We start from the raw sequence: 11,422 nt of genomic DNA, 5'->3' as shown, positions 1-11,422 counted from the left end.
GCAGGGGAAATCCATGGACCGACGCGACCTCGTTCTTCTCTCGCCTCTGTCGCGGCGGCAATTCGTTGCCGCGGGGGTCGGCGCCGCGTCGGCACCGCTTTGCGCGGACGCGCAGCAGGCCGGGAAGGTCTACCGGATCGGCTACCTGAGCACGCCCAACCGTGAGTCCGTGGCGCGCGGGCTCGATGCGTTCGTCCGAAAGCTGCGTGAGCTGGGTTGGATCGAGGACCGAAACCTCGTCATCGAGTACCGATGGGCCGAAGGGAACATTGAGCGACTGCCTGAGCTCGCCGCCGATCTGGTGCGGCGCAAGGTGGATCTGATCGTCGCCCCGGCTGGATCCGCAGCGTTGGCTGCCAAGAACGCGACGCGCAGCATTCCCATCGTGATGATCTTTGCGAACGATCCTGTCGAGATGGGGCTTGTCGCGAGCCTCAGTCGGCCTGGCGGGAACATCACCGGGACGACGTTCACGACCAGCTCGGAGATCTTCGGCAAGCAGCTGCAGATCTTGAAGGAAGCCATCCCCGGCGCCGCTCGAGTTGCTGTGCTGCGCAATCCGATAGATCCGAGTTTTGCGCGCCAACAGAGCGAACTGGAGGCGGCCGCCCGATCTTTGAACCTGCGGCTTCAACATGTGGCGGCACGGGGCTCGGAGGAGTTCGACGCTGCCTTCGTGGCGATGGCGCGGGGCCGTGCGGATGCCCTGTTGGTGATCGCGACCTCGACGTTCCTGGTGCACCGATCCGGCCTCGCCGAACTCGCGCTGAAGGCCCGCTTGCCGACGATGCACAGCTTTCGCGAACAGGTCGAGGCCGGCGGCCTGATGGCCTATGCGGTGAACATGGCTGAGTTCGTCGGGCACGCCGCGGTGTACGTGGACAAGATCCTGAAGGGCGCGAAGCCCGCGGACCTGCCTGTCGAGCAGCCGACGAAGTTCGAGCTGGTCGTCAACCTGAAGACGGCGAGGGCGATCGGGATCACGATCCCGCAAGCGCTGCTGCTGCGCGCCGACGAGGTGATCGAATGAGCCGTCGGCGCGCCGTGGCATTGCTCGCGGCCGTGGCCGTGGTTACGGCCGCGCCGCGCGTGGCGCTCGGGCAGTCCGCCGCGCGCCCGCGTCGCATCGGCGTGCTGGGCAACATCGATGCCTACGTGCAGTTCCCCGAGTGGAAGACCTTTGTCGACGAGCTGGGGCGCCGCGGTCATCTGGAGGGCCGCGACGTCGAGTTTGTGCACCGTTACGCTGGAACGTATGCCGAACCCGAGGCGTCGAAACAGCTGGCGCGGCTGGCTGCCGAGCTCGTGGCGATGAAAGTGGATCTGATCTACGCGGTCGACGACGGCGGCAGCGGTCTTGCTGCCAAGAACGCGACGCACACGATTCCGATCGTTTTCGACCGCTCGTGGCGTGACCCGGTCGAAGCGGGCCTGGTCGAAAGTCTGGCGAGGCCGGGCGCCAATCTCACCGGCAATGCGGTGCTCGGTGCGCAACTCGAGAACAAGACGATCCAGATGCTGGTGGAAGCCGTCGGCAAGGGCGTGACGGTTGGCGTCTTGCACTCGAGCGCTCTGAAATCGTGGCCGCAGTTCCGCAAGGTCACTGCGGCGCGCCAGGCGGCGGCGCATGCCTTGGGAACGAGGCTCGAGTTCTTCGAGGCCGACAGTGTCGACGACCTGAGGCTGGCTCTGGCGCGCATGCTTGCCGCGGGGATTCGCGCCGTGAAGTTCGACGACTCCGAAGAGTTTTCCATGCGCCGAGGCGACATCGCGGCACTCTTCATCGCGCACCGCATGGCCGCGATCAGCACCGAACCGGCGTACGCCCATGCCGGTCTGTTGCTGGGGTTCGGCTGGGATGTGGCCGACATCGCGCGGCGGTCGGCCGCCTACGCGGATCGGATCTTGCGGGGAGCCAGGCCGTCCGATTTGCCGGTGGAGCAGGTGACGAAGATCAAGCTCGTGGTCAACCTGGCCACCGCGCGGGCGATCGGGCTGGTCATCCCGCCCTCGCTTCTCGCGCGTGCCGACGAGGTGATCGAATGACGGATCGACGCATCGTCATCGGCGCGGCCGCGGCCGCTGGTGCCCTGACCTGCGTGCCGAGCGCACTCGCCCAAACGCCGGGCCGCGTGTACCGCATCGCTTACCTCGGCTTCACGGCCAACGACTCGCCGGAGGGCGTGCGCATCTGGCAGGCCTTCGTGCAACGGCTGGGCCAACTCGGCTATGTCGAAGGCCGCAACCTCGTCATCGAACAACGATTCGCCGAAGGCCACAACGAACGCTACGCCGAGTTCGTGGCCGAGCTGATGCCGGCGCGGCTCGACCTGGTCGTCGCCAGCAACGGTTCCGCGGCGCGCGCCGTGATGGCCGCGAGCCGCAGCATGCCGATCGTGACGACGGCGATTCCCGACCCGGTGCGCGCCGGCCTGGTCGCGAGCCTCGCGCACCCGGGCGGCCAGTTGACGGGCATCTCGAATCTGGCCGACGAGATGGTTCCCAAGCGGCTGGAACTGCTGAAGGCGGCCGTGCCAACGGCGACGCGCATCGCCTTTGCGCGTTGCCCGCGCTGCGCGATGACGGCCGGAACGAGCGCGGCCGATGTCAGCGCCGTGCAGGGCGAACAGGAGGCGGCGGCGCGATCGCAGGGCGTGAAGTGGCTGCCGGTCGACGTCAATGACGCTGTCGATTTCGCCGCCGCTGCGGCGACGCTGCAGCGCGAACGGCCCGACGCGCTGTTGATCGGTGCCACGCAGATCAACGTCGCGCTGCGCAGCGAGTGGCTCGCGTTCGCCGCCGAGCAGCGCCTGCCGATGCTCACACCGTACCGCGCCGGGGCGATGCTCTCGTACGGCCCCGACCTCGCCGCCATCTACCGTCTCGCCGCGGAGTACGTCGCGACGATTCTGGCCGGAGCCCGACCGAGCGAACTGCCGATGCAGCAGCCGACCCAGTTCGAGTTCGTCGTGAATCTGAAGATCGCAAGAGCGATCGGTCTGACGATCCCGCAGAGCGTGCTGCTGCGTGCCGACGAGGTGATCGAATGATCGCGCGACGGCGCTTGCGCTGCGTGGCGAGTGCAAGCGAGGGGCGCGTGCGCTCATTCGATCGAGGTCGGGACAGTGCGGCATCACGACGCGGCAGACCGTGCTGAACGACCTGCTGCCGCGGCTCGCGTCAGGCGATGCGAGCGGGCTCGATGAATCGACGGCGGGCTTGCTGAAGCGCGTGCGCACGTCGCTCGCGTCGCTGGACAGCGCACGCCCGGCCGGTATAGCCTGCGTCGTGCCTTGTTCCGAGGCAGCGCTTCGAGGAGAGCTGGCGATGGCGGGGACAGCGATCCGGGCATCGTCGAATCCGGCGGGTGGCGAACGCGTGGCAATTCCTCTGCATGCAATGCGACCCTCGCGCCGTGCGATCGTCATCTCGCTCACGACGCTCGGGCTGCAGGCATGGCACCCAGGTCTTGCCCAGACGCCAGCGATGCTTCGCATCGGGCGCCTCAACATTGGCGCAGAGACCGAGCCAACGCCTGCCGGCTTCCGAAAGGCCTTCGTCGATGCCCTGAGAGAGCTGGGCTGGATCGAAGGCAAGAACGTTCTGTTCGACTGGCGCTTCGCCAATGGGGATCACGACGTGCTGCAACGCATGGCTCGCGACATGGTCCGAGCCAAGATCGATCTGATCGTCTGCGGCAACAATATCGAGACCGAGGTGGGCAAGGCGGCAAGCGCCTCGATACCGATCGTGATGCAAGCGGGCGCCAACCCGATCGAGAGCGGCCTGATCGCGAGCTATGACCATCCGGGAGGCAACGTCACCGGCGTGGCCTGGGAACAGTCGCCCGAGCTCACGGCGAAGGGCCCCGAGCTGCTGAAGGAGGCGCTGCCCGGCCTCGCGCGGCTGGGCGGACTGTACGACGCCAGCTTCCCCGGGCTGCAGCCTTATCGGCGCGCGATCGAAGGCGGCGCGCGCAGACTGGGCATCACGATGCATCATGCCGACATCCAGGTCGATGCCGATCTCGAACCCGCATTCGCCGACCTCGCGGCGCACGACGTGCAGGCGGTCTATGTCTACGGTTCTGCGCTCACCATGCGGCACCTGCCGCGGATCGTCCGGTTCTGCGCGTTGCGCCGTCTGCCGGACATTTACATCGCCAAGGATGCGGTCGCGCTGGGTGCGCTGATGTCCTATGGCCCCGACATCGCGAGTCTGTATCGCCGCTCGGCCCTCTACGTCGACAAGATTCTGCGCGGCGCCAAGCCCGCCGACCTGCCGGTCGAGCTGCCGACGAGGTACGAACTGGTCCTCAACCTGAGGACCGCCAGGGCGCGCGGGCTGAAGATCCCGCAATCGCTGCTGCTGCGCGCCGACGAGGTGATCGAATGAGCGCGTCGCGCGCTTGCGGCCGGCTACAGTGGAAGCATGAACCGGGCCGCGCGTCCGGCGCCGCGAGCGGGTCGCGACCCCGATCGCGGCGCGACGGCCCAGGTTCGAGCGAGGTGACACCATGAGCGCGAACCGCAGAACCCTGCTCGCCGCCGCATCGACGCTCGCCGCGGGGCTGGCCGGCTGGCCGGCGCGTGTGCCGGCCGCGGTGCCCGTGCCGGCGCATATCGGCCTGCTGCTGCTGGGCTCGCCCGAGCAGCGCGACGAGGTCGATCGCAACCTGCTGATCGGGCTGAACGAACTCGGCTACGTCGAGGGCCGCAACCTGGTGCTGGAACGCCGCTACGCCTACAGCGAGGTCGCCAGGCTGCCCGGCTTCGCACGGGAATTCGTCGACAGGAAGTTCGATGCGATCGTCACCACCTGCACGCCGACGACCCGCGCCGCGCGCAGCGCGACGACCAGCATTCCGATCGTGATGGTCGCCGTGTCCGACCCGGTCGCCTCGGCGTTCGTGCAGTCACTGGCGCGGCCCGGCACCAACGTCACCGGGCGATCGAGCCAGTCGAACGACATCGTGCCCAAGATGCTGGACCTGTTCGTGCAGTCGGTGCCCGGGGCCGATCCGCTGGCGGTCCTGGTCAACGTCAACAACCCGGCACAGGAAGCGCTCTGGCAGAACGCGGTGCAGGCTGCCAGGGACTTGAAGCTGAGTCTGCAGCGGGTCGAAGTGCGCAGCGCCGAGAACCTGCGCGGCGAGGATCTGCCCGGCGCGTTCGAGCGCATCGCGCGCTCGCGCGCCGGTGGCGTGTTCGTGCTCCCCGACGATCCGATGAGCCTGCTCAACCGCGCGCGCATCATCGGGCTGGCGCAGCAGCACCGGCTGCCCGCGCTGTACGGCCCGAGCGAGTTCCCCGAGTCGGGCGGGCTGGTGAGCTACGGCGAGAGCATCGCCGACAGCGCGCGCCTGAGCGCGCGCCACGTCGACCGCCTGCTCAAGGGCGCGAGCCCGAACACGCTGCCGGTCGAGCAACCCACGCACTTCGAGTTCGTGCTCAACCTGAAGACCGCGCGCAATCTGGGCCTGGCGATCCCGAAGGAGATGCTGGTGATTGCCGACCGGGTGATCGAGTGACGCGTCGCTGGCGCCTGTTTCCGAAGTACGCGCTGCTGATCATCGCGCTGGTCGCCGGCATGCTGCTGGCGAGCGGCGCGGTCGGCATCTACTTCTCGCACCGCGAGAACCAGGATCACCTGGCCGCCCTGCAGGACGAGAAGGCGCAGGGCGCGGCGAACCGGATCGAGCAGTACGTGCAGGGCATCGAGCACGAGCTCGGCTGGACCGCGCTGCCGCGCATCGACAGCGGCGCGGGCAGCGATGCGCTCGAGGCGCGGCGCATCGAATACCTCAAGCTGCTGCGCCAGGCGCCGGCGATCACCGAGCTGGTCTGGATCGACGCCGCCGGCCGGGAGCAGCTGCGCGTCTCGCGCCTGGCGATGGACGCGCTGGGCAGCGGCACCGACCTGTCGCAGGAGCCGAAGTACACGGTCGCGCGCGCCGGCAAGACCTGGTTCGGCCCGGTCTACTTCCGCAAGGGCACCGAGCCCTACATGACGATCGCCCGGCCGGCCGGCAGCGGCGGCGGGGTCACGGCGGCCGAGGTCAACCTCAAGTTCGTCTGGGAGGTCGTGTCGAGAATTCGCATCGGCGAGAAGGGCCTGGCCTATGTGATCGACGCGAGCGGCACCCTGATCGCGCACCCCGACATCAGCCTGGTGCTGAAGAAGACCGACCTGAGCGTGCTGCCGCAGGTCGCCGCACTGGCACGGCCCGATGAAGCGCCTTCGAGCGAAGCCCGCAACCTGAGCGGCGAGCCGGTGCTGGCGGCCTTCCGGCGCATCCCGACGCTGGCCTGGACGGTGTTCGTCGAGTCGCCGCGCGCCGAGGTCTTCGCACCGCTGTACGCCACCCTGCAGCGCATGGCGCTGGTGCTCGTGCTCGCGCTGCTGCTGTCGATGGCGGCGAGCTACCTGCTCGCGCGCGCGCTGGTGCGGCCGCTGCGCGCGCTGCAGGAGGGCGCAGCGCAGATCGGCGCGGGCGAGCTCGACCGACGCATCGAGGTGCGCACCGGTGACGAGCTCGAAGGCCTGGCCGAGCAGTTCAACCGGATGGGCTCGGCGCTGAAGGCCTCGTACGCCGGCCTGGAGCACAAGGTCGAGGTACGCACCGCCGAACTGAGCGAGGCGCTCGACTACCAGACCGCGATCAGCGGCGTGCTGCGCGTCATCAGCACCTCGCCGACCGATGTGGCGCCGGTCTTCGAAGCGATCCTGGACAGTGCCTCGAGGCTGCTCGACACGCCGCTCGCGGCCGTGTTCCGCTACGACGGTGAGCTCGTTCACCAGGTCGCCGTGCGCAACTGGCCGGCCGCGGCCGTCGCCGACGCGCGGCGGTTCTACCCCGGCCCACCCCACCCGCAGATGATGAGCGGCCGCGCCATCCTCTCGGGCGAGGTGCAGGTCGAGGAGGACGCGCTCGCCGACCCCGACTACGACCAGACTTCGGCGCGGCTCGGCCTGTGGCGGCGCATGGTCGCGGCGCCCCTGCTCAAGGACGGCAGGGCCATCGGCGCCATCGTGCTGGCATGGCGCGAGCCGGGCGCGACCCCGCAGCGCCAGGTCGACCTGCTCAAGACTTTCGCCGACCAGGCGGTGATCGCGATCGAGAACGTTCGCCTGCTCAACGAGACTAAGGAAGCGCTCGAGCAGCAGACCGCGACCGCCGAGGTGTTGCAGGTGATCTCGAGCTCGCCGACCGACGTGCAGCCGGTGTTCGATGCGATCTGCGAACGTGCCATGACCTTGTGCGACGCGCACATCGGCGGCGTGGCGCGCTTCGACGGCGAGCTGGTGCACCTGGTCGCGTTCCGCGGCACGTCGCCGGAGGCGAACCGGGCCATGCTCGCGGCCTTTCCGATGAAGCCGGGGCGCGGCGCGATCACCGCGCGCGTGATCCTCGAACGCGCGCCGGTCCAGATCCCCGACGTTCTGGCCGACCCCGACTATGACCTGAAGGACGCCGCCCGGCAGTCGGGCTACCGCGCCAACCTCGGGGTGCCGATGCTGCGCGAAGGCCAGGTCATCGGCTCGATCAGCGTCTGCCGCGAGGAGCCCGGCGTGTTCCCCGACAAGCAGGTGAAGCTGCTCCAGACCTTCGCCGACCAGGCCGTGATCGCGATCGAGAACGTTCGCCTGCTCAACGAGACCAAGGAGGCGCTCGAGCGGCAGACCGCGACCAGCGAAATCCTGCGTGTCATCAGCGAGTCGCCGGCGGATGTGCAGCCCGTGCTCGACGCGGTGTCGGAACGCGCGGGACAGTTGTGCCATGCGCAGGGCAGCCGCGTCTGGCTCCCCGATGGCGGGGCCTTGCGCGCGATGACCGGCTACACGCTGCCGGACGCGGTCGGGGTCGGTCGTGGCGAGCTGCTGCCGCTGCGGCGGACGTCGGTCGCCGCGCACGCGTTTCTCGAGCGGCACGTCGTGCATGTCGCCGACGTGGCGGCGCTCGTCGATACCGAGTACCCCGACGCCGGCCCGATGCAGCGACGCCACGGCTTTCGCACGGTGCTTGCCGTGCCGATGCTGCGGGAGGGCGTCGCGGTGGGGGTGATCGGACTGACGCGCAGGGAGATCAAACCCTTCTCGACGAGCGAGGTCGGCGTCGTGCAGACGTTTGCCGACCAGGCCGTGATCGCGATCGAGAACGTGCGCCTGTTCAACGAGACCAAGCAGGCGCTGGAGCGCCAGACCGCAACCACCGAGATCCTGCGCGTGATCTCGGGGTCGCCGACCGACGTGCATCCGGTGCTGGTCGCGGTCGCCGAGCGCGCTGCGCTGCTGTGCGACGCGGTGCACTCGTCGGTGCTGTTGGTCGAGGGCGAGGTGCTGCGCCAGATGGCGGTCTGGTCGCGCGAGCCGGGCACCGCCGGACCGGTCGAAGGCCATGGCGTGCCGATCCGCCGCAGCCTGGTCAACGGGCGTGCGTTCATCGAGCGCCGCACCGTGCATGTCGAGGACATCGAGCCGCTGCTGGACACCGAGTACCCCGACGCGCGCGCCAACTTCGAGCGGATCGGCTTTCACGCCATGCTCGCGGTGCCGATGCTGCGCGAAGGCCAGGCGATCGGCACGATCTTCATCTGGCGCCGCGAGGTGCGGCGCTTCTCGAACGAGCAGATCGCACTGGTCGAGACTTTCGCCAGCCAGGCCGTGATCGCGATCGAGAACGTGCGGCTGTTCAACGAGACCAAGGAGGCGCTGGAGCAGCAGACGGCGACCGCCGAGGTGCTGCGGGTGATCAGCGGTTCGGTGGCTGACACGCAGCCTGTCTTCGACAAGATTCTCGAGAGCTGTGCCCGGCTGTTCGCAGCCAGTCACCAGGGGGTGCTGCTGGTCGACGGCGACCGGCTGCTGCGCTTCGTCGCGTCGCGCGGCGAGCCCTTGGGTGCACTCGACGCCAGCCCGCTGCCGGTCGAGGCAACGGCGAGCGGGCTGGCGATGCGCACGCGTCAGGTCGTGCACTACCCGGATGTTCTCGCGGTGGCGGACCCGCCGGGCCGGCTGCGCGAACTCGCCGAGCGCGGCGGCAACTACTCGATCGCGTTCGCGCCGATGCTGTGGAAAGAACAGGAGGTCGGCGTGATCATGGTGTCGCGGCGGCCACCGAATCCATTCTCGGACAAGGAGCTGACGCTGCTCAAGACCTTCGCCGACCAGGCGGTGATCGCGATCCAGAACGCCCGGCTGTTCCACGAGATCCAGGACAAGAGCCGGCAGCTCGAGCAAGCCAACAAGCACAAGTCGGAGTTCCTGGCCAACATGTCGCACGAGCTGCGCACGCCGCTGAACGCGATCATCGGCTTCAGCGAGGTGCTGAGCGAGGAGATGTTCGGCGAGGTGAACGACAAGCAGCGCGAGTACTTGCTCGACATCCACGGTTCGGGCCACCACTTGCTCACCTTGATCAACGACATCCTCGACCTGTCGAAGATCGAGGCCGGCCGGATGGAGCTCGACCTGGCGAGCTTCAACCTGCCGATGCTGCTCGACAACACGACCACGCTGGTGCGCGAGCGTGCGCTGCGCCAGGGCCTGACGCTCACGCTCGACGTCGACCCGCAGCTTGGCGACTGGGTTGCCGATGCGCGCAAGCTCAAGCAGGTCGTGATCAATCTGCTGTCCAACGCGGTCAAGTTCACGCCGGCCGGCGGCCGGATCACGCTGCGCGCACGCGCCCTCGAACACGCGGTCGAGATCGCGGTGGTCGATACCGGCGTGGGCATCGCGCCGGACCAGCAGGCGCTGGTGTTCGAGGAGTTCCGCCAGGCCGGCGGCGACTATCTGCGCAAGGCCGAGGGCACCGGGCTGGGCCTGGCGCTGGCCAAGCGCTTTGTCGAGTTGCACGGCGGAACGATGCAGGTCGACAGCGCGCCCGGCCAGGGCTCGACCTTCGCGTTTATCCTTCCCGAGCGGGAACTGGAGGCAGCCAGATGAGCACCATCCTGATCGTCGAGGACAACGAGAAAAACATGAAGCTGGTGCGTGACATCCTGCAGCACCAGGGCCACACGACGCTCGAAGCCGTGACCGGCGCCGATGGCGTGCGCATCGCCAAGGAGGCCAAGCCCGACCTGGTGCTGATGGACATCCAGCTGCCCGACATCGACGGCATCGCCGCGCTGCGCGAAATCCGCCGGGAGCGCGCGCTCGATGCGATCCCGGTGCTGGCGGTGTCGGCCTCGGTGATGCCCGACGAGCAGCAGAAGATCGTGACCTCGGGCTTCGACGCCTTCATCACCAAGCCGATCAATCTGAGGCAGTTCCTGGACACGGTGAAGCAGTTTCTGGCACACGGGCGCAAGGCACCATGAGCGCAACGATCCTGGTCGTCGACGACACGCCGCTGAACGTCAAGCTGCTCGCCGACCTGCTGGGCGCCAAGGGCTACCGGACCGTCACCGCGGCCTCGGGCCCCGAGGCGCTGGCCAAACTCGCCGCCGAGGCGCCCGACCTGGTGCTGCTCGACGTGATGATGCCTGGCATGAGTGGCTACGACGTCTGCGCGGCGATCCGCGCCGATCCCGCGCATGCGATGCTGCCGGTCGTGCTGGTCACCGCGCTCGACCCGGCGCAGGAGCGCGTCAAGGGCCTCGAAGCGGGCGCCGACGACTTCCTGAACAAGCCCGTCGCGCAGGCCGAGCTGCTGGCCCGAGTCAGGTCACTGCTGCGCATCAAGCAGCTCTACGACCAGGTGCAGCGGCAGAAGGACGAACTGGCCGACTGGAACCGCACGCTCGAGGAGCGTGTGCAGGAGGGGGTGCAGCAGCTCGAGCGGGTCGGTCGGCTGCGGCGCTTCTTCTCGCCGCAACTGGCCGAGGCGATCGTCGGCGGCGGCGCCGGCGATCCGCTGAAGAGCCACCGCTGCGAGATCACCGTCGTGTTCCTCGACCTGCGCGGCTTCACCGCGTTCACCGAGACCGCCGACCCCGAAGAAGTGATGGGCGTGCTCGCCGAGTACCACGCCGCGATGGGCCGGCTGATCCTCGAGTTCGAGGGCACCCTGGAACGCTTCACCGGCGACGGCATCATGGTGTTCTTCAACGATCCGGTGCCGATCCCCGATCCGGCGCTGCGCGCCGCTCGCATGGCGCTGGCGATGCAGCGCGAGGTGGCGCTGCTGGCCGCGCGCTGGCGCAAGCGCGGCCACGCGCTGCAGATGGGGGTGGGCATCGCGCAAGGCTTCGCGACGCTGGGCGGGATCGGCTTCCCGGGGCGCATCGACTACGGCGCGATCGGCACCGTGACCAACCTCGCCGCGCGCCTGTGCGGCGAAGCGCACGGCGGCGAGATCCTGGTGTCGCAGCGGGTCTGGGGGTTGATCGAAGGCGAGGCCGCGGCCGAGCCCGCGGGCGAGCTCACGCTGAAGGGATTCGCCCGGCCGGTGCCGGCGTTTCGGCTGCGCTGAGAG

The 11,422-nt window shown here is 68.7% G+C and carries 8 protein-coding genes; all 8 read left to right on the top strand.

Annotation, left to right across the window (positions count from 1 at the left end; translation table 11 throughout):
• The first annotated feature begins 13 nt into the window (after positions 1-13).
• The 8 genes from AC1DTW_RS00445 (at position 14) to AC1DTW_RS00410 (ending at position 11,419) form a co-directional block, all read left to right on the top strand.
• The gene (locus AC1DTW_RS00445) at positions 14-1,030 is read left to right on the top strand and encodes an ABC transporter substrate-binding protein (RefSeq protein WP_477977983.1); all 1,017 of its coding nucleotides are present in this window, start codon (positions 14-16) and stop codon (positions 1,028-1,030) included.
• Entirely contained in the window at positions 1,027-2,046 is a 1,020-nt protein-coding gene (locus tag AC1DTW_RS00440; RefSeq protein ID WP_477977981.1) for an ABC transporter substrate-binding protein, read from the top strand. The genes AC1DTW_RS00445 and AC1DTW_RS00440 overlap by 4 nt, the downstream gene beginning before the upstream one ends.
• A complete protein-coding gene (locus AC1DTW_RS00435; protein WP_477977979.1) occupies positions 2,043-3,050 on the top strand; it encodes an ABC transporter substrate-binding protein in 1,008 nt (335 codons plus the stop codon). The genes AC1DTW_RS00440 and AC1DTW_RS00435 overlap by 4 nt, the downstream gene beginning before the upstream one ends.
• A gap of 100 nt (positions 3,051-3,150) precedes the next feature.
• A complete protein-coding gene (locus AC1DTW_RS00430; RefSeq protein ID WP_477977977.1) occupies positions 3,151-4,395 on the top strand; it encodes an ABC transporter substrate-binding protein in 1,245 nt (414 codons plus the stop codon).
• A gap of 121 nt (positions 4,396-4,516) precedes the next feature.
• Positions 4,517-5,530 carry an ABC transporter substrate-binding protein gene (locus AC1DTW_RS00425; protein ID WP_477977975.1) on the top strand — a complete coding sequence of 338 codons (1,014 nt, stop codon included), beginning with the start codon at positions 4,517-4,519 and terminating at the stop codon, positions 5,528-5,530.
• Positions 5,527-9,948 carry a GAF domain-containing protein gene (locus tag AC1DTW_RS00420; RefSeq protein ID WP_477977973.1) on the top strand — a complete coding sequence of 1,474 codons (4,422 nt, stop codon included), beginning with the start codon at positions 5,527-5,529 and terminating at the stop codon, positions 9,946-9,948. The genes AC1DTW_RS00425 and AC1DTW_RS00420 overlap by 4 nt, the downstream gene beginning before the upstream one ends.
• On the top strand, positions 9,945-10,325 hold the full coding sequence (locus AC1DTW_RS00415) for a response regulator (RefSeq protein ID WP_477977971.1): 381 nt from the start codon (positions 9,945-9,947) through the stop codon (positions 10,323-10,325). The genes AC1DTW_RS00420 and AC1DTW_RS00415 overlap by 4 nt, the downstream gene beginning before the upstream one ends.
• A complete protein-coding gene (locus tag AC1DTW_RS00410) occupies positions 10,322-11,419 on the top strand; it encodes an adenylate/guanylate cyclase domain-containing protein (RefSeq protein ID WP_477977969.1) in 1,098 nt (365 codons plus the stop codon). Before AC1DTW_RS00415 ends, AC1DTW_RS00410 begins: the two co-directional genes overlap by 4 nt.
• The last annotated feature ends 3 nt before the right edge of the window (positions 11,420-11,422 follow it).

The sequence above is a fragment of the Rhizobacter sp. P5_A1 genome, from assembly GCF_056400745.1.
The sequence above is the reverse complement of the archived record's forward strand: the minus strand, read 5'-3'. Positions and strand labels throughout refer to the sequence as shown.

Coding starts and splice junctions, on each gene's coding strand:
- AC1DTW_RS00445 (WP_477977983.1), top strand. CDS start 14: ATGGACCGACGCGACCTCGTTCTTCTCTCGCCTCTGTCGCGGCGGCAA.
- AC1DTW_RS00440 (WP_477977981.1), top strand. CDS start 1,027: ATGAGCCGTCGGCGCGCCGTGGCATTGCTCGCGGCCGTGGCCGTGGTT.
- AC1DTW_RS00435 (WP_477977979.1), top strand. CDS start 2,043: ATGACGGATCGACGCATCGTCATCGGCGCGGCCGCGGCCGCTGGTGCC.
- AC1DTW_RS00425 (WP_477977975.1), top strand. CDS start 4,517: ATGAGCGCGAACCGCAGAACCCTGCTCGCCGCCGCATCGACGCTCGCC.
- AC1DTW_RS00415 (WP_477977971.1), top strand. CDS start 9,945: ATGAGCACCATCCTGATCGTCGAGGACAACGAGAAAAACATGAAGCTG.
- AC1DTW_RS00410 (WP_477977969.1), top strand. CDS start 10,322: ATGAGCGCAACGATCCTGGTCGTCGACGACACGCCGCTGAACGTCAAG.